Source organism: Clostridium sp. UBA6640 (genome assembly GCF_002455975.1).
GTDB lineage: Bacteria > Bacillota > Clostridia > Clostridiales > Clostridiaceae > Clostridium_J.
Window position 1 is genome coordinate 26491 of the sequence record NZ_DKLM01000050.1, and the last position, 19793, is coordinate 46283.

The following is a 19793-nucleotide window of genomic DNA, read 5'->3' on the forward strand; positions in this document are numbered from 1 at the left end:
TTAAAATTTTCTTCAATCTGTAATTTTCTTAAGATTTGAAGCATTTTCTCTTTATCTGTATCATCGTAAAATAAAGGCTTATCTGGAAAACTTCTAGTCATAACATAATATATTCCACTTTCACTTAATGCTCTGGCTACTCTGGCCATAAAAGCCCCTCCAATTATCATAATTTTCTATAATTATTGCCATTGTTCAAAGCTCTAAACATAATTTCCATATGATAACTTAAAAACATTGATATTTTAATGAACCGTCCCTAATAATTGATAAAATTGATAATATGATAATCAGCAAATGAATAAAATATGTAAATATTTATTATTTTGATGAACCGTCCCTAGTAAAAAATCCACCTTTGGAACGGATATCTGCTCCAAAGGTGGATTTTCATTTATGTGGTAGTATTATTTTCTATATAGGATTCTACTATCTATATCTTTTATATTTTTACAACCTGTTAATACCATTGAGGATTTCAAATCACCTTTTAGTTCTTCAATATATGTTTTTACTCCTTCTACTTTTCCACCAAAGGAAGCAGTTACAAATGGTCTTCCTATAAGCACCCCATCAGCGCCAAGAGCTAACATTTTTAATACGTCTACTCCGCTTCTTACTCCACCATCTACTAGTATTTTTACTTTTCCTTTAACAGCTTTAGCTATATCTTCTAAGACTTCAGCAGTTCCTGGCGTTTGATCTAGTACTCTTCCACCATGGTTCGAAACAACTATTGCATCTACCCCTGCTTCAACTGCAAGTATAGCTTCATCAACTGTCATTATACCTTTTAATATAAATGGGAGTTTTGTACTACTTACAAGCTCTTTTATCTCTTCTACACCTTTAGGCATAACTGGTTTACCGTGTAATGCCAATGTTATAAGACCACAAGCATCAATATCCACTCCTACAGCAAAAGCTCCTGCCTCTTCAGCAAGCTTAATTTTATTTATAATATTTTCATTTTCCCAAGGCTTAATAAATACTATGCCATTACCATTGTATTTCTTTAGCACCTCAAGGTTAGTCATTAGAAAAGCATCAACTGCTGTGTCTCCAACCATTGGATATATACCAGCTTGTACACATCCATCAATAACAGAAGAAATATATTCTTCCTCTGTAAGTTTTCCACCCATGTTTAAAGTAGTTCCAGTAACTGGCGCTGCAAAAACAGGAATATCCATTTTTCTTCCAAATAGTTCTGTACTTATATCAGGATTTTTAACGTCATGGATAACTCTCATATTTAACTTTATATTATTTAATGCATCAAAGTTAGATTTAAAGGAGTCCCCTGTTCCTTTTCCACCCATTCCTGGCACTTCTCCAGAACACACTACTCCATTACAAGCTTTACACACTCTACAACTATTATTTAAATTTTCTCTTGCAATTTTCTTAACTTCATTCATATTCATAAAATACCGCTCCTATCCTTAGCTATTATATATATCAAAGAATTCTTTAAGATTTTCCTCCGTAAATACCTTGATACCATTACGTATCAAAAGTTCTGCGGTAACTCCATTGCCACTTCTTTTATTACCACTAAAAGTTCCATCATATATTGTTCCTACTCCACAAGATGGACTTCTAGCTTTTAAAATAGCATATTCTGCTCCTATGGCCTTTGCAATTTTCAAGGTTTCTTCTGCTCCCTTTGTAAACTCTTTAGTAGCATCATCATTTTTAGGTCCTAATATTTTAGCTTCACCATCTAAAACCATAGCACCATCACCTTGTATAATTTCATGTGGTTCTCTTGGAGTTTCTTGTCCACCTAACTGTTCTGGACAAACTGGTATTGCCTTTCCTTCTTTTAAAAGCTTTAAAACTTCTTCTCTGAGATTATTACCGCCATCGTACTTGCAGTTAACTCCACAAAGACATGCACTTACTAAAACCAAAATCTCACTCCTCTCATCCAATATATAGGATTTTGTAACGTATATATCAGAATAAATAATTTTAATTATAGATAAAATTGATTCTTGTAAAATTAATTTCATCCATAATTTTTTATCTCTTAATTCTATTATTATCTTTACTTAATTTCTACAACAGTAACTCCTGTACCACCTTCACCATAATTTCCTAATCTAAATCCTTTTACATGAGGATGGCTTCTTAATAAGTCCGTTATCGCATTTCTAAGTACTCCTGTACCTTTTCCATGGATTATTGACACTTCATTAAGTCCTGCTAAGTAAACTTCATCTAAATATTTATCAACAGTATAACTAGCTTCCTCTGAATCCATACCTCTTAAATCTACAGAAGTTGCTACATTTCTTAAGTTTAATTTTGCTTCTCTTTTTTCCATCTTCCTAATCTTTTTATCTTCAGGTGATGCTTTTGATTTTCTAAGGTCAGAAACCTTTACATTTATTTTCATTATTCCTGCTTGTACTTGAACTTCACCTTTAGAATCTACTTTGGATATAACTATAACATTTTGATTTAGTTTTGGAAGATAAACTTCATCGCCTTCATTAATAGACTTAAGTTTTTCTCCTTTAGCTTCCTCTGTTTTTTGTGATGCAAATTCTGCATTTTCAAGTTTGTTTTTAATTTTCTTTCTTTCTTCTTCAAGTTTCGTTCTTACTTCTGAACTATATCCCATTTTTTCAAGCTCTCTAATATTTTTAAGAATAGTATCAGATTCTTCTTTAGCTTCTCTTATGAGCTGTTTTGCCTCTCTTTGTGCATCATAAAGTGCATTTTCTCTAGACTTCTCAAATTTATAAAGCTTTTCTGCATATCTTTCTTTAAGCTTTTCTGCATCTTTCTTTAGCATTTCAGCAATTCTTGCATCATTTTCAGCTTTAATACTCTTTTGTTGTAAGCTTTGAATAAGCTCTTCAAATTCTAAGGTATCTTTGGAAATATTTTCTCTTGCGCTATCTATAATGTATTCTGGAAGTCCTAGTCTTCTTGAAATTTCAAAAGCATTAGATTTTCCTGGTATACCTATAAGTAATTTGTATGTTGGTCTTAATGTCTCAACATTAAATTCTACGGAAGCATTTTCTACTCCTATGGATTTTAATGCATATCCTTTAAGCTCACTATAGTGAGTAGTAGCAACCACTCTAGTTCCTCTTTTTCTTAAATTTTCTAGTATTGAAACTGCAAGAGCTGCTCCCTCTGTAGGATCTGTACCTGAACCTAACTCATCAAATAGTACTAAAGAATTCTCATCTGCATTTTCTATAATTCCAACAATATTGGTCATATGTGAAGAGAAAGTAGATAAGCTTTGTTCTATACTTTGCTCATCTCCTATATCTGCATAAACCTTATGGAAAAAACTTACTACAGAATTTTGTCTTGCTGGAATTAATATTCCACTCATTGCCATCAATTGAATAAGTCCTACAGTTTTAAGAGTTACAGTTTTTCCTCCTGTATTAGGACCAGTAATTACAAGTGAAGTAAATTCTCTTCCCAAATATATATCGCTAGGTACTACTACCTTAGAATCTATAAGTGGATGTCTAACTTCTATTAAATCAATAATTCCATCATTATTTACTTCTGGACAAATCGCATTAATTTCACTAGCATATTTAGCTTTTGCAAAAATAAAATCTAATTCCCATAATATGTTTCCATTATTTTCAACAATTTCAACATTGTCCGTAACACTTTGAGATAATATCCTTAAGATTCTTTCTATCTCTGCTTTTTCTTTTAATGTAAGTTCTCTTATTTCATTATTTAAGTTAACTAAACCCATAGGTTCAATAAATAAAGTAGCACCACTTGAACTTTGATCATGTATAAGACCTGGCACTGCATCCCTATATTCAGTTCTTACAGGAAGAACATATCTATCTCCTCTTATAGTATATAAATGTTCTTGAAGATACTTAGAATTGCTTCTAACTAAGGAATTTACCTTATCCTTTACAGAAGAAGATTTTTCTCTTAGCTTTCTTCTTATATTATAAAGCTCCTCAGATGCTCTATCAGCTATTTCTTCCTCACTAATTATAGCTTTAAATATTTCATCTTCTACTTTTTTAAGAGGAACAATACCTATGCATATATCTTCTAATACTCTATAGCCTTCTTCCTCTTCCTTATGAGCTATATAATCCTTAAATAATCTTGCACATTTAAGCATAGATGCAATTCTAATAAGCTGTTCTGGTAAAAGCACTGACCCTTTTTCTGCTCTTTTTGTAGCTTCTCTAACATCGTATATTCCTTCAAAAGGAGGGTTGCCTTTTTTTGTTAATAGTTGAAAAGCTTCCTTAGTTTCTTGTAAATGCTCTTTTACCTCATATATATTATTATAACGTTCTAATTCATCTATAATATCTTTTGCTGCGGATGTTCTTGTATATTTTTTAAGATTTTCTTTTATTTTTTGGTATTCTAATACTCTTAAAGTTTTATCCTGCATTGTACCACCAACTTTCCCTATTCTACTCCTCTTTTATAATGCCCTCTTGTAAAATTTGTGTAATCCCCTAAAAACTGACCATTTTTAATCATATCTAAAATTTCCTTTGTTTTGCTATAATCCTCATCTATAAAGTCTGCTCTAAAGCTTTGTATATTGTTTTTCCTTAGTTCCTTCATATTAGGAATTAAATTAACAGGAACATTATTAAATATATGACTTCTACAGTATTTATCTGTTAACACTTTGAAGTCTTCACCTTTCCTATCCCTCAAAATATAATTACCTTTAGCACAATTAACAGCACAATTAGAACATAGTGACTTTCCTCCAAAGGTGCTTCCTATTACACAATATTCACTAGTCATAAGCTCATATTTACCATAAACTATTATTTGAGATGCAATATTAGTATTTTTTACAACTGAATTTATTTCTCTATTATTAAGCTCTACGCTTATTGAAGCTCCATCTAAATATTGATTGTAAAATTCTCCACTATAGCTATTAAATATATTTAGTTTATAATCTCCAATTAGCGATGTTTTATCTTTAAATCTACTTATAATACCTAAGTTAGCTGTTACTATACCTTTGACATCCTTTAAATTCTCATCTATAAATTCGCAAATGCCTTCAAATTCCTCTTTAATTATATTCGGAGTTTTTATATATAAATTAAACTTTCCATAGTTTTTAGCTTCCTCAATTTTCAGCTGATTACCTTTAAAGAAAAAATCCATTGCAATATTTTCTATTCCGCTATCTAAAGCTGCCTTTAATTGTTCTAAGCTACTCACTACAACTAAAAATTCAGGAATTTTACCTTTTTGCGGCTGCTTTTCTATATTATTAACAGTCAATTTCAATTTATCTTCTCTTCTGTAGCCTTCTTTTATAAAGTTTAATATTTTTTCGGTTAAATCTCTTCTTACAGAATTAATTGAAGACACCGGTATAAATCCTTCCTCAAAGGTTTTAAATTCAATATTATTAAATTCAAATGGCGTATCTCCTAATTTTTGAAGATTTTTAATTATGCTGTCTTTATCTAATGGTCTTTTTATTGCTTTTTGAACTAAATCTCCTTCTACAATAAAATTATTTCCCTCAAAATTTGTGATAATCTTTATAGGTTTATCTACTGTAAATTCCACTTTCACATCTATTAAAAGTTTTTTACCATATACATTTTCATAGATTTTTGAAAGTTCTTTTGAAAGTTCTATATCAGAAGTTTTATATAATATATCTCCTTCTTTATATCTAGTAGGCTTTAATATTACTTTTTCTCCTTTTGCGGCATGTTGTGCTTCATTCTTACCTATCCTTATACCAGATACGGTAAACCCACCTTCTCCTATTCTAACTCCATCCTTTAGGTGAATATCCTCTTCTAACCTAATAGTCAAATCCTTTTCTACTTTTCCAAGATATACTCCAGTATTCTTAGGAAAATTATATGCCATCATATCTTTTCCTACATTTCCAAACATATATGCTTTAGAAAATCCTTCTCTATTGAAAAGCTGAGCCAATTTACTGCACTCACCTTTAATATCTACAAAATCATTGTTTTCATAAAAAGCATTAATAGCTTTTTTATAACTTGAAACTACTCCTGCAACATATTCAGGTCTTTTCATTCTCCCTTCAATTTTTAGAGAAGAAGTTCCACTTGCTATAATTTTTTTGATATCTTCAAAAGTACAAATATCTTTAGGGCTTAGCAAATATCCCTCTCTTGTTTCATTTGAAATTTTATTAATTAGTGTATAGGGTAATCTACAAGGTTGAGCGCAACGTCCTCTATTCCCACTTCTTCCACCTATAATACTACTCATAAGGCATTGTCCTGAATAACTAACACATAAGGCACCGTGAACAAATATTTCTGTTTCTATATCTAATTCTTTAGATATATATTCAATTTCCTTCAATGAAAGCTCTCTCGAAAGTACTATTCTTTTAAAGCCTAATTTTTTCAAAAATGAGGCAGCTTCTCCATTATGAACTGTCATTTGAGTTGAAGCATGAATCTCAAAATCTGGTAATAACCTCCTTATAGCATAAAATAGCCCTAAGTCTTGAAATAATATTGCATCTACTCCAATCTCGTATAAAAATCTCACATATTCTATAGCCTCTTCAAATTCAGATTCTTTAATTAAAGTGTTTACAGCTATATAAACCTTAACATTATATATATGACAGTAATCTACTGCTTCTTTCAATTTCTCATCATCAAAATTATTAGCATAAGCTCTTGCCGAAAACTTACTTCCGCCCATATATATTGCATCGCACCCTGAAAGCACTGCTGCATGTAAACTTTCTATGCTTCCACCTGGCGCTAATAGTTCTATTCTTCTCATGTTCATCTCTCCTATTACTGAGCTTATAATTACGAATATAATTATACCAATAGTAAGTATATAAGACAAAGTTTTTATTGAATTATATAGTTTTTATTTGTAAATATAGTTTAAACCATATTGCACAGTAAAAATGCAAATTCCTACAAACAAAAATAAGTGGACTAAAAAGTCCACTAGCTATTTATTAGTTTTAAATATTCTTCATATATTTGCTTTGCAGTATTTTCCCAAGTATATTTTTTACACACATACTCTTTTAATTCATCATTTTTTCTATTATTATACCCCTTAATTATAGCTTCTTTTATAGAATTTTCATTATATGGATTACAGTATATAGCTAGATCTTCAAAGTATTCTCTAGAAGCTCCTTCTTCTGTTACTACGATATTGCATCCACTTGCCGCTGCCTCTAAGGAAGAAAGACTTGTAAGTTCCATAAAACTAGGTAATGCATGAACTTTAGCAAATTTATAAGCATTATATACATTATAGTTATCCATAAATCCTAAGTATTGTACATTTTTATAAGCTAAACATTTTTTAAAATAGTTTTTATTTGAAACTCCTCCTACTAAAACTAAAGGTAAGTTTAACTCATTACAAACTTTTGAAAGTATTAATTGGTTTTTTGCTTCATATATTCTTCCTACAGATAGCACATAATTATTTACGTCATGTCGTTCTGTAAAATTATAAAGTGGCACATCTTCATATTCTAACATATTCACTCCATTATAAATTACCTTACAAGGAGTATCAAACTTAAAATCTCTTTTTAAATTTTCTAATTCCCACTTACTATTACAAAAAATCATATGACTTTTTCTTAAAAGTTCTTTTCTATATATATTACAACTATTCCATAATTTTAGTTTTTCATTTTCTCCTATATGGTTATAATAATTACTCATATTAAAATAAAGAGGGGTAATCACAATTTTGCTTTTTCCTTTTAGGCTTTGTCTATAATACCTATATATCTCTCCTGGAACATTGATATTAAATAAGTGAATAATATCATAGTCATTATATTCATATAACTCTCCTCTATCTATATCAACATTAACTCCTAACTGTCTTAAATTTTTATAAATCTTTTTTACAATGATGGAGTCACCAGCAGAGCTTTTTAAATAATCCTGTCTTGCACACAACAAAACCTTCATTGATAATCCTCCTATGTTTGCTACTTAAAATATAACTATGCAATCATAGGAGTTTTTATCACTAATTATTCAAATAAAATAGTTATCTTAATAGGACAAATAGCCATATTATTAATTTTTATAAACTATTTTATCAAAATTATTTAACGACCTTCTAAATTTAGAAAATTGTTGAATAAAAAAACTCATAATTATTTAATCAATTATGAGCTATATGCTATAAAGAAAATTTTTTATTCATACTTATATTTTGAGATTTTTTATTTATATACCACTTCAAACTCTTCACATACTACTTCCATATCTTCATTAAATTCTTTTCCTATTTCTTTTAATTCATCTTTAAAATATATTCGATGAACATTTCTCCAATAGTCTAAGGATTTATCACCTTCACCTTCTATTGAAGCAAATTTTTCTGTTACATCTTTAAAAGGTATAATTTCTATTTTAGTAGTTTTAATAATACATTTAGCAATACCTTGCCAATTAATAATTATGCTATGTTCACCAGCTTTTGGTAGTTCTTCTCCTTCTTCTTTATACCAATAGTGCAAAGAAGCTGTTCCTCTTTTTGTTCCTTGTAAAACAAGTTCTGCTAACTCATCGGCAGATTTCTCATCATTACAAAAATGCCAAGCAGTATAGCTTTTTTTCGTAGTTTCCTCATCCTCACCTAAAGTCTTTAAATAACTTAACCACATTTCTTTTACTGAAACATCATATTTACACATAACCTCTTCCCCTTTATTTACAATAATTTAACCTCCATATTTCTAAGAACTGGAGGTTAAAGATTTCATTTTTATCACAGCTATTCTTTAACTTTTAATAGCGGATTCTTTTTTAATTTTTCTCTTATTAACTCTTCATTTTTATTATCTAATTCTTCGGCTAATTCTTTTATATTTCTAGTTTTATCACAAATATCTGATCTTAATTCTCTATTTCTAGTTGCCAGCTTTTTATTTAGCATAGTAAGCTTTTCATTTTCATTTTTTATTTCTTTTGAAACCTCTGTCATAACCTCCATCTCAGAATCAATTTTTCGCATTTCTTCTTTTAATCTAAGATCTTGGTTATCAGACAAATTTTCAACTTGCTCTTGAAGCCCCTTGTTAATATCCTCTAAAGATTCAATCTGTTTTTTCATTTGCTCTAATTCTGAAATTAAAATCTTATTGTCATTGGCCGCTTTTGTGTAGTTTTCAGATAACCTTTCGTAACTTTCTTTATTCTTTAAAAGTTCATCTCCCATATTTAAAGCAGCTAATATAGTGGCATCCCCTGGGCCTAACTTAGAATTGTTTTCCATTAAGGTGCGAATACGTTTGTCCACAAGTTTGGCTACCATATGTAAATATTCATCATTTTCTTCACCTTTTAAATTATATTCCATACCATTTATTTTAACTGTTATAATGTTCACTAAAACACCCTCTTAAAGATTATAGTTGTTCTTATTTTAACATAAAACCCTCATGAAATAAACCAAAACAATAAAATATTGCTATAATTTCCACTGTTTTCTTGATTATTCTCTAGTTTAACCTATTTTCCTTGAAGTCAATAAATATTACTTTTAATATTTATCTAAAAAGTTTATAATTGATTTTTTTACATAAAAAGAAAAGTGACTAAATCACTTTTCTTAAAAATTATCTATTCATTGATTAAATCTGTCTTAACTCCGCACCTAATTTATGCTCTAATGCTCTTAAAATTTTATCATGAACCTTATTAACTTCATTATCTGTTAAAGTTTTTTCTTTATTTCTATATACTATTGAATAAGCAATGCTCTTCTTACCTTCTGGTATTTGCTTACCTTTATACACATCAAATAATTTAACACTTTCTAATATGCTTCCACCTTGTTTTTTAATAGTATCTTCTATTTCTTGAACCAATATCTCATCTTCAACTAAAAGTGCTATATCTCTAGTTACTGCTGGGAATTTTGGTAGTGATACATATTTTTTATCAACTTTAGCATGTTTTAATAATATATCTAAATTTAGTTCAGATACATAGCATCTTACATCCATATCATAGTTGCTTGCTACATCAGGATGTACCTCACCTACAACACCTATGTATTCTTTTCCTATGTATAGTGCAGCAGTTTTTCCTGGATGAAAGCTTGGATTCTCTGCTTCTCTCTTAAAGATTACATTTTCAATTCCTAATTCTTCGATTACATTTTCAACTACTCCCTTAATATCCAAATAATCGATATCTCCATACATTGAAAGTGTAACTATATTTCTTTCTTCTGGAAGCTTATTTTCATCTTCACTAGGAATATATATCTTTCCTATTTCAAACAATCTTGCTTCTTCATTACTCTTACTATAATTTCTTGATAATGCCTCCATAGCAGATGCTAATGTAGTAGTTCTCATTATACTAAAATCTTCACCTAAAGGATTTTTAATTGAAATAGCCTTTCTTAAGCTACTATCTTCAGAAAGTAATAATCTATTGAAAATTTTTGGACTTACGAAAGAATAGCTTATAGATTGATTTAATCCACTGTTTATTAATGAATCTACAACCTTTTCTTCAAGTTTTTGTTTTTCACTTCTTCCGCTTTTTGTAGCTTCACATAATGCTATTGTAGAAGGTACATTGTTATAACCATAAATCCTTACTATTTCTTCTGCAATATCTTCTTTAATGTTAATATCACTTCTAAAAGTAGGAGATTTTACAACTAATATATCCTCCTTAATTTCTGTAGCTAAATCTAATCTATCTAAATACTCTTTCATCTCTTCTTTAGGTATATCAATACCTAAAAATTTATTAATCCAATTTGAATCTACTTCTAAGTAATGTGGAGTTTTAGGCTCTGGATAAATATCTATTACTCCCTCCATTATTTCTCCCGCATTTAATTCATTCACTAATGAAGCAACTCTAGCTACTGCGATTTCACATAAATTAGGATCTAGATCTTTCTCAAATTTAGTTGAAGCCTCTGTTCTTAAGTTTAGTTTCTTAGATGATTTCCTTACATTGATGCCATCAAAATTTGCACATTCTAAGATAACCATTTCAGTATCTTCTTTTATTTCTGAGTTCAATCCTCCCATTATTCCTGCAAGCCCAACAGTTCTTTCTCCATCTTTAATACATAGTATATCACTATCTAAAGTTCTTTCTATTTCATCTAAAGTAGTAAATTTTTCCCCATTTTTAGCTCTTTCAACTACAATAGTTTTGCCTGCTATTTCTCTTGCATCATAAGCATGTAATGGCTGACCAAGTTCTAGCATAACAAAATTTGTTATATCAACAATGTTATTTATAGGTCTAACTCCTGCCTCTAACAGTCTTTCTTGCATCCATTGTGGTGATGGCTCTATTTTTACATTTTTAATCCCTTTTAGCATAAACCTTCTACAAAGATCATCTTTTATTTCTACATTATAATCATCTTTAACATTTTCATTACAAGCAGAAGTGTATTCTAAGTTAGGCATTTTATAAGTAGTTCCTAATGTTGCTGCTGTTTCTCTAGCTATTCCTATAACACTTAAACAATCTGCTCTATTAGACGTAATTTCAAATTCTATTACTGCGCTTCCTATGTTAATTACTTCTTTAATATCTACTCCTACTTTGGTATCTTGTGGTAGTATCATAAGACCATGAACTGGTTCATCTCCTGCTATCCCAAGTTCTTCTTCTGAACAGAACATACCATTAGATACCACACCTCTTAATTTACCTTTTTTAATTTTAAGTCCACCATGTAATGTTGACCCATGTAATGCTACAGGAACTATGTCTTGTTCTTTCATGTTTGTAGCTGCAGTTACTATTTGAATTGGTTCTTCAGCCTTTATATCAACTTGACAAACCACAAGTTTTTCTGCATCTGGATGTCTATCTATTTTTATTATCTTTCCTGTTACTACATTTGATATCTCTTCTCCTGAAACAACTACCTCTTCTACCTTAGAGCCAGATAGTGTTAACCTATCTCCTAACTCCTTAGGGGAAATATTTATATCAACATAATCTTTAAGCCATTTAACTGGAACTTTCATTGGTAATCCTCCTTTAACATTGTATTAAAATTGATTTAAAAATCTCATATCACTTTCATATAATAATCTAATATCATCAATTCCATATTTTTGCATAACCATTCTATCAAGACCAAATCCAAAAGCAAATCCACTATAAACTTCTGGATCAATTCCACAATTTCTTAGAACCTGTGGATGCACCATACCACATCCTAGTATTTCTATCCATCCACTTCCTTTGCAAACCCTACATCCTTCACCATTACAAACAAAGCAAGTAGCATCCATTTCTGCTGAAGGTTCAGTAAATGGGAAATGATGTGGTCTAAACTTAGTTTCAACATCTCCAAACATCTTCTTAGTAAATAATTCTAAAGTTCCTTTTAAATCTGCAAAAGTTATTCCTTTATCTATAACCAATCCTTCTATTTGATAGAATATTGGTGAATGAGTAGCATCAGCTGCATCTGAACGATAAACCTTTCCAGGCGCTATCATTTTTATTGGCGGTTTTTGGTTCTCCATTGTTCTAATTTGTATTGGAGAAGTTTGAGTTCTTAAAACTATGTTATCGTTTATATAAAAAGTATCCTGTTCTCCTCTAGCTGGATGATCTTTAGGTATATTTAATGCTTCAAAGTTATAATAATCTTTTTCTACTTCTGGTCCTTCTTCTATAGAAAATCCCATTGATAAAAATATCTCATTAATTTTTTCTAAAGTTAAATCAAGTGGATGTCTATTACCTATGATTTGCTTTTTGCCTGGCATAGAAATATCAATTATTTCACTTTGTAGTCTTTTTTCTTTTTCTTTATTTTTGATTTCTTCAGTTGCCTTAGTTATAGCATTTTCTAATGTTTCTCTTACTTCATTAGCAACCTTACCTACAAGTGGTCTTTCTTCTGCTGATAAGCCTCCCATTCCTCTTAATATTTGAGTAAGCTCTCCTTTTTTTCCTAAATATTTTACTCTAATGTTTTCAAGTTGAACCTTCTCAACAGCAGTCTTCAATTCATTTAAAGCAGAAAGCTTAATATCTTCTAATTTTTCTCTCATTTTAAAATCTCCTTTCATATTTTTCTTATAATTAATAATTATTACCTTTTATCAATTCTCAAATAACAATGATTAATTAAAATTCTTAGATAACATTAATTTTATTGAATAATGTATATCTTTTAATATAAATTATTCAAAATATATATTAAAAAATAAAAAAACCGCCCCTAAAAAAGGGACGGAATATCCGCGGTACCACCCTAATTGGACTATAAAATAGACCCTCTTAGTAAATTTATCGATTTTAATCGCTAATCATTACTTATAGTTTAATGAAAACTATTTTCACAATTAGAACTCAAGAGTGAACTTCAGCATAAATTCATCATATAAAGGCTTTCAATCTATGACCTTTACTCCCTGTATGTAACCTTATACCTACTCTCTCCTTCACAGTTTAAAATATTAAATTTTTAATTTAAGACCTATTATACCTATGTTTGCATAAAATTTCAATACTATTTAATAACATTCTTTTGTCTTACAGACTCATACATCATAATAGATGCAGCAACTGATGCATTTAATGACTCTGCACCGCCAGGCATAGGAATTTTAACTTTTTCATCAGAAAGCTCATATACTTCTCTGCTAATTCCACTACCTTCATTTCCCACAGAAATAATGCACTTACCACTTAAATCTATATCATAAAAGTTGTTATTTGTATCAAGAGAACTTGTAATAAGCTTATAACCTTTATTTTTTAATTCTTTAACAATAGTTAAATCCTTATCTTCTATAATAGGAATATTAAATATAGATCCCATAGTTGAGCGCAGGGTTTTTTCATTATATACATCTACTGTACCTTTAGTTAATATAATTCCTAGCCCATCTGCTGCATGAGCAGTTCTTATAATTGTACCTAAATTTCCTGGATCTTGCACCTTATCTACTAATACATAAAATCCGTCACAGTATTTTAAATCAAGAACTTTATTCTCTACTACTGCAATTACCCCTTGCGGTGTTTCAGTGCTAGTTAGAGTTTTAAAAACTATATCACTTACAGTATAAATCTCAGCATTACATTGATGTATACTTATATATTTCTCATAGTATTCTTTATCTGCATTTTCATTTATAAAAATATATTTTACATTAAAGGATGACTTTAATGCTTCTTCAATAAATCTAAAGCCTTCAACTAAAAAAGCCTTATTTTCCAATCTATGCTTTTTTTCCTTTAATTTCTTTATTTGCTTTATTAGTGAATTCTCTTTGCTACTAATATATTGCAAATTATCTTCTCCTATCTTACTAACTTTTCTATATTATTTAGCTCTTGATTTCCACCAATAGCTACGATTATGTCATTAGCCTGAATAATTTCATCAGCAGAAGGCGAAACATCTATTTCATTATTTCTCTTTATAGCCATAACATTTATTCCATATTCTGCTCTTAAATTAAGATCTTTTAAGCTTTTTTCATGCCATTCCTGTGGACTTACAACCTCAGCAATACTAAAGTCTGGTGATAGTTCGATATAGTCTAGTATATTTGAAGAGCATAAATTGTGTGCAACTCTTACTCCCATATCTCTCTCTGGAAATATAACTCTATTTGCTCCAATTTTATATAATACTTTAGCATGAAGTGCATTATTAGCTTTTGTAATTATATGCTTAACGCCTAACTCTTTAACAAGTAGCGTAGATAATATACTGGCTTGAATATCTGAACCTATACTTATAATGGCAACATCAAAATTCCCAACTCCTAAAGCTCTTAAGCTTTGCTCGTCATTTGCATCAACTTGAACTGCATGAGTTACTTTTTCTGATATATTTTGTACAACTTCCTCATCAACATCAACTGCCAATACATCATTCCCTAATGAGTATAATGTTTCTGCTACAGATGTGCCAAATCTTCCTAATCCAATTACAATAAATTGCTTTTTAATCATAAATTCCACCTTCTACCCAACTAATATTTTATCTTCCGGATACTTTATAGCTAAAGCTTTCTTACGCTTATTAATTGAAATTGCTAAAACTAATGTTAATGGTCCTAATCTACCAGCATACATAGTTAATGCTACAATTATTTTTCCTATAACACTTAACTTTTGAGTTAATCCTAATGTGGATCCAACTGTTCCAAAAGCTGAAGTTGCTTCAAATATATAATATTCAAAAGGCATGCCAGTTTGATGCTCTGTAATAGAAAGAAGTACTGTTACCGTTATAACTAAACCTAAGGCTATAATCATAATAGAAAACGCCTTATAAACCATCTCCTTACTTACTTTCCTTTTAAATATCTCTGTATCTTCCCGCCCTTTAATAACCGATTTAACCGTCATATATAATATGCCGGCAGTTGTTGTTTTTAATCCACCTGCTGTTGATCCTGGTGAACCTCCAATAAACATCAATATAATAGTTAAAAAAATAGATGGTATAGTCATATCTGCTAAAGATATAGAGTTAAATCCTGCTGTTCTAGGACTAACTGATGCAAAAATTGATGCTAATATTCTATCCTTAAAGCCCATTCCTTTCATTGTACCTTCATTAGAAAATTCAAATAAAAAGAATAAAACTGCACCACCTATTATTAATGCAATAGTCATAGATATTACTAATTTTGAATGAAGTGATAACTTTTTAATATTCTTGTAATTATATATCTCATTCCAAACATAAAATCCTAATCCACCTATAACTATAAGAGCTGATATAGTGAAAATTATAACTACATTTCCATTATAATTAATTAAACTATTAAAATTACCCATCAGATCAAAACCTGCATTACAAAAGGCTGAAACAGAATGGAATATACTATAGAAAATTCCTTTTGAGAATCCAAATTCAGGGATAAATTGAGTGCTCAATAAAAGTGCTCCTAATCCTTCTATAGAAAAAGTAAATATTAATATGTATTTTGCTAATTTAACTATACCTTGAAGAGATGTCGAATTCATAGCTTCCTGCATTACTAATCTCTCTTTCAAGGTGATTCTTTTACCTATGATTAATGATAGCATAGTAGCAAAAGACATAAATCCTAGTCCTCCAATTTGGATAAGCATCATAATTACTGTTTTACCAAAATAACTCCAATGGGTTCCTGTATCTACTGTTATAAGTCCTGTTACACACACTGCTGAAGTAGATGTAAATATACAGTCTAAAAAAGGTGTATATACTCTAGCATTTGTTGATATAGGCAGCGCTAATAACATTGCGCCTAAAAATATAATAACTGCATACCCAATGGCCAGTATCTGCATAGGAGTAAATTGTCTCTTTTTCAAAACATCTTTCATTTTTAATTCCACTAAAAAACACCTCAATTCTCTCTCTATTTAAACTATAGCCATTTCCATTATATATCTTTTTTTTAATATATTATAGTATTTCCATATTAATATTTAAAATTAGTGTATAATACAAAAATGTAGCCTATGGCTACATTTTAAAGTTAATATTAAATTAAGCTTCTAGTTGTTTTTTAGCAACTTCAACTAATTCTCCAAAAGCTTTTGGATCATTAATAGCTATTTCAGAAAGCATTTTTCTGTTGATGTCTACTCCTGCAAGTTTCATTCCATTCATGAATCTTGAGTATGAAAGTCCATTCATTCTTGTAGCCGCATTTATTCTTGCGATCCAAAGTTTTCTAAAATCTCTTTTCTTTAATTTTCTTCCTACATATGCATTTCTTAATGCTCTTATAACTGACTCATTTGCAGTTTTAAATAACTTGCTTTTTCCACCATAGTATCCTTTTGCAAGTTTTAATACTTTTTTATGTTTTTTACGAGCGTTGACTGCTCTCTTTACTCTTGCCATTTAAAATACCTCCTAGTTCACCTTCGATTATAAGTATGGTAATAATTTCTTCATTGCTTTTTCTTGTGAAGCTGAAACATATCCAGTTTTTCTAAGATTTCTCTTAGTTTTTGCGCTTTTCTTAGTCAATATATGGCTTCTGAAAGCTTTCGCTCTTTTTAACTTCCCTGTTCCTGTCTTCTTGAATCTTTTTGCTGCACCTCTATGAGTTTTCATTTTCGGCATAATAAAATTCCTCCTCTCAGTGTTTATGCTCTTTTAGGAGCTAATATTAATATCATATTTCTGCCCTCTTGCTTAGCAGGCTTCTCAATTACATACACATCTCCAAGCTTTCCTACAAAAGAGTTCAATATTTCATGTCCTACATGTGAGTTTTGAACTTCTCTTCCTCTAAATCTCACAGTAACTTTAACTTTGTCTTCGTCTAATAAGAATTTTCTAGCATGATTTGCTTTTATTTCAATATCATGGTCTTCAATAGTGGCATTCATTCTAACTTCTTTTATGTTTATGATTTTTTGCTTTTTCTTAGCTTCTTTATCTTTTTTCTGTTGCTCATAAACATGCTTACCAAAGTCCATAATTTTGCATACTGGTGGATTTGCATTAGGAGAAATAACTACTAAATCGAGTTCCTTCTCTTCTGCAATTTTTAGGGCTTCCTTAGTTGCTAAGACCCCTAATTGCTCACCATCATGACTAACAACTCTTACTTCCTTTTCCCTTATATCTTCATTCATTATAAAGTCTTTATTTTTACTAATAGTTTTCACCTCCAGGTGTTATAAAATTATATAAATAAGAGGGCGACAAATGCCGCCCCCTGTAATACACAAATTTATTAAACAGTTTAACCTTACTAGCCTAGCTGCAAGGTGAGAAACGGCTGTTTCTTCTTTAAGTAATAATATTATTCATTTATTCAACAAGTAGTATTATAATATATGCTTTTCTGGTTGTCAACAGTTTTTAACTACATCTTTATATTATTTTTAAGTTGTGTACATTTTGTACAGTCATTGCAGAATTCTACCCTTTCAACAAATACATTTTTAATAGTTTCTATCAATTCTTTATTTCTGGAATTTTCCACACAATGTATAACTATTTTTTTAGGAGCAGAAGTAATTAAACCACTTATTATTAAATCTTCCGGACTTACTTTTGAGTTTATTCTGCTATCATAAAGCTCATTTATTAAATTATTTAAGATATCATTTCCAAGCTCATCTTTTACTAAGTAATCTCCATTTTTATCTATCATAATATTAACTTTGTCTATCTTACTTTCCTGAACATCAACAAAATACCTTAATAACTTAATAAATTCATTATACTCTTTTTCTATCATAAACTTTTCAACTATCTTATCTATTATACTTTCTAAATCATGTGCTATCTCTTTCATTCTAAAAGTTAAAAAGCCTTTAATGTTTATCTCGTTATTCTCTTCTAGATAAAGAACGATTTTATCTATTATTTCATTCTTCCTATTCATATAATATATCATATTGTCATCTATTATATTGCTTTCATTTTCAAATACATCAATTATCATATCTTTTACTTCTTTTATATCCTCACCTCTTAAAAAGTAAAAATTATCTAATAAGTATTTTGAAATATTTTTCTTGCAAAATTCTTTTATAACAACTTTAAAAAGTACACTACCTATATATAAGTTAAAGATTTTATGAAACTTTTCATCAAAATTCTCATCATCACAATAAACTTTAATAATATGAAGATCGTTTTCTAAACTTTCTGAAATACCTACCGTTACATTTTTTGATTTAAAATAATTTCTGGCATTTCTTATCTCATCTATTATATACTCTTTGCTGTCATCCTGTATTAATGTTAATAATAACATATAGCTCACTCCTTTATAACATGGCTTAATTACCACAACTCAAAAGCTATAACTTGTAAACTGATTTCTAAAATGCTAATATAATTTTAAAAATTATATGTCTATCTTATTATGCGTTTTCTCACAATGGATATGCATTAATAATTTAAACATTTATCGACATTTGAATTGAGGTGATAAAATGAAACTTGCTATAGTAGACTTTAGAATTTCTAATAGTGAAATAAAAGCCTTACAGACTTTAGGTTGTAAAGTTTTAAAATGTCCTCCTAATGCTAAACTATATGATGCTGTATGTGGTCATCCAGATATGCTAATTCATACTATTTCAAAAAGCACGTTAATGACACACATTAGCATGGACAAAACTTTCATCAATTTATTACAAAATGATTTTAATTTTGATGTTATATTTTCTAAAAATGAACTAAAGGAAAAATACCCCTATGATATTACTTTAAATGCAGTAAATTTAAGGGATTATTTTATACATAACATTAAATATACTGATGAATTTTTATTGAAATACATGAGTGATAAAACTCTTATTAATGTCAGGCAAGGGTATACTAAATGCTCTACTGCAATAGTTAATGATAATGCAATTATCACTAGTGATAATTCAATTGCAAAAGCTTTAAAAGAAACGACTATAGATATATTATTACTCCCTCCTGGGGATATTGAACTTTCTGGGCTTGACTATGGTTTTATAGGTGGTAGTTGCGGTTTATTGGATGAGAAACACTTGGTTTTTTATGGGGATTTAAAAAAATATAAATACGGTAGTGAAGTACTTACATTTTTGGATAAATATAATATAACCCCTATTTATCTTAGTGATAATAATTTAATTGATAGGGGTAGTATTTTCTTTTTAGATGTCTAAATTATTTTATTTCTATATAATGAAAAAAGCATTGCTATTTAGCAATGCTTTTTTTTGGAGGCGCCACCCAGATTTGAACTGGGGATAAAGGCTTTGCAGGCCTCTGCCTTACCACTTGGCTATAGCGCCATATTGGAGCGGAAGACGAGA

Annotated in this window: 17 protein-coding genes, 1 tRNA gene and 2 other annotated features; of the genes, 1 reads left to right on the forward strand and 17 read right to left on the reverse strand. The window is 29.6% G+C overall.

The window, feature by feature from the left end; translation table 11 throughout:
- Window positions 1–407: 407 nt before the first annotated feature.
- From B2W91_RS05055 to ytxC, 16 genes are all read right to left on the reverse strand, one after another.
- Window positions 408–1427, reverse strand: coding sequence for an alpha-hydroxy-acid oxidizing protein (locus tag B2W91_RS05055; RefSeq protein ID WP_291579192.1), 1020 nt, complete (start codon window positions 1425–1427; stop codon window positions 408–410).
- An 18-nt stretch (window positions 1428–1445) separates the two neighbouring features.
- A complete protein-coding gene (locus B2W91_RS05060) occupies window positions 1446–1916 on the reverse strand; it encodes a DUF523 domain-containing protein (protein WP_291579193.1) in 471 nt (156 codons plus the stop codon).
- A gap of 137 nt (window positions 1917–2053) precedes the next feature.
- Window positions 2054–4420, reverse strand: coding sequence for an endonuclease MutS2 (locus B2W91_RS05065; RefSeq protein WP_291579194.1), 2367 nt, complete (start codon window positions 4418–4420; stop codon window positions 2054–2056).
- A gap of 17 nt (window positions 4421–4437) precedes the next feature.
- Complete coding sequence (locus B2W91_RS05070) at window positions 4438–6795, reverse strand: DUF3656 domain-containing U32 family peptidase (protein WP_291579195.1); 2358 nt, start codon at window positions 6793–6795, stop codon at window positions 4438–4440.
- 176 nt (window positions 6796–6971) lie between these two features.
- Window positions 6972–7967: a glycosyltransferase family 4 protein gene (locus B2W91_RS05075; RefSeq protein WP_291579196.1), complete on the reverse strand. Its 996-nt coding sequence runs from the start codon at window positions 7965–7967 to the stop codon at window positions 6972–6974.
- 260 nt (window positions 7968–8227) lie between these two features.
- Window positions 8228–8701 carry an ASCH domain-containing protein gene (locus tag B2W91_RS05080; protein ID WP_291579197.1) on the reverse strand — a complete coding sequence of 158 codons (474 nt, stop codon included), beginning with the start codon at window positions 8699–8701 and terminating at the stop codon, window positions 8228–8230.
- 80 nt (window positions 8702–8781) lie between these two features.
- Window positions 8782–9396 carry a cell division protein ZapA gene (zapA, locus tag B2W91_RS05085; RefSeq protein WP_291579198.1) on the reverse strand — a complete coding sequence of 205 codons (615 nt, stop codon included), beginning with the start codon at window positions 9394–9396 and terminating at the stop codon, window positions 8782–8784.
- Between the two features lie 244 nt (window positions 9397–9640).
- Window positions 9641–12025, reverse strand: coding sequence for a phenylalanine--tRNA ligase subunit beta (pheT, locus tag B2W91_RS05090; protein WP_291579200.1), 2385 nt, complete (start codon window positions 12023–12025; stop codon window positions 9641–9643).
- Window positions 12026–12049: 24 nt separating this feature from the next.
- Entirely contained in the window at window positions 12050–13066 is a 1017-nt protein-coding gene (gene pheS / locus B2W91_RS05095) for a phenylalanine--tRNA ligase subunit alpha (protein ID WP_291579201.1), read from the reverse strand.
- Window positions 13067–13240: 174 nt separating this feature from the next.
- Window positions 13241–13472: a binding site (T-box leader), on the reverse strand.
- Between the two features lie 55 nt (window positions 13473–13527).
- The gene (locus tag B2W91_RS05100) at window positions 13528–14313 is read right to left on the reverse strand and encodes a TrmH family RNA methyltransferase (RefSeq protein ID WP_291579202.1); all 786 of its coding nucleotides are present in this window, start codon (window positions 14311–14313) and stop codon (window positions 13528–13530) included.
- A gap of 11 nt (window positions 14314–14324) precedes the next feature.
- Window positions 14325–14984 carry a potassium channel family protein gene (locus tag B2W91_RS05105; protein WP_291579204.1) on the reverse strand — a complete coding sequence of 220 codons (660 nt, stop codon included), beginning with the start codon at window positions 14982–14984 and terminating at the stop codon, window positions 14325–14327.
- A gap of 12 nt (window positions 14985–14996) precedes the next feature.
- Window positions 14997–16352, reverse strand: a complete 1356-nt coding sequence (locus B2W91_RS05110; RefSeq protein ID WP_291579211.1) for a TrkH family potassium uptake protein — start codon at window positions 16350–16352, stop codon at window positions 14997–14999.
- A gap of 166 nt (window positions 16353–16518) precedes the next feature.
- Entirely contained in the window at window positions 16519–16878 is a 360-nt protein-coding gene (gene rplT / locus B2W91_RS05115) for a 50S ribosomal protein L20 (RefSeq protein WP_291579205.1), read from the reverse strand.
- A 27-nt stretch (window positions 16879–16905) separates the two neighbouring features.
- A complete protein-coding gene (rpmI, locus tag B2W91_RS05120) occupies window positions 16906–17103 on the reverse strand; it encodes a 50S ribosomal protein L35 (RefSeq protein WP_039631140.1) in 198 nt (65 codons plus the stop codon).
- 23 nt (window positions 17104–17126) lie between these two features.
- Entirely contained in the window at window positions 17127–17654 is a 528-nt protein-coding gene (gene infC / locus B2W91_RS05125; protein ID WP_291579206.1) for a translation initiation factor IF-3, read from the reverse strand.
- A 19-nt stretch (window positions 17655–17673) separates the two neighbouring features.
- Window positions 17674–17785, reverse strand: a sequence feature (ribosomal protein L20 leader region).
- A gap of 69 nt (window positions 17786–17854) precedes the next feature.
- Window positions 17855–18754: a putative sporulation protein YtxC gene (gene ytxC / locus B2W91_RS05130; RefSeq protein WP_291579208.1), complete on the reverse strand. Its 900-nt coding sequence runs from the start codon at window positions 18752–18754 to the stop codon at window positions 17855–17857.
- Between the two features lie 181 nt (window positions 18755–18935).
- Here ytxC and B2W91_RS05135 point away from each other — a divergent pair, with 181 nt between their 5' ends.
- Entirely contained in the window at window positions 18936–19643 is a 708-nt protein-coding gene (locus B2W91_RS05135; RefSeq protein ID WP_291579209.1) for a DUF6873 family GME fold protein, read from the forward strand.
- A 55-nt stretch (window positions 19644–19698) separates the two neighbouring features.
- Here the strand turns inward: B2W91_RS05135 and B2W91_RS05140 are convergent.
- A tRNA-Cys gene (locus B2W91_RS05140) sits at window positions 19699–19772 on the reverse strand.
- Between the last annotated feature and the right edge of the window lie 21 nt (window positions 19773–19793).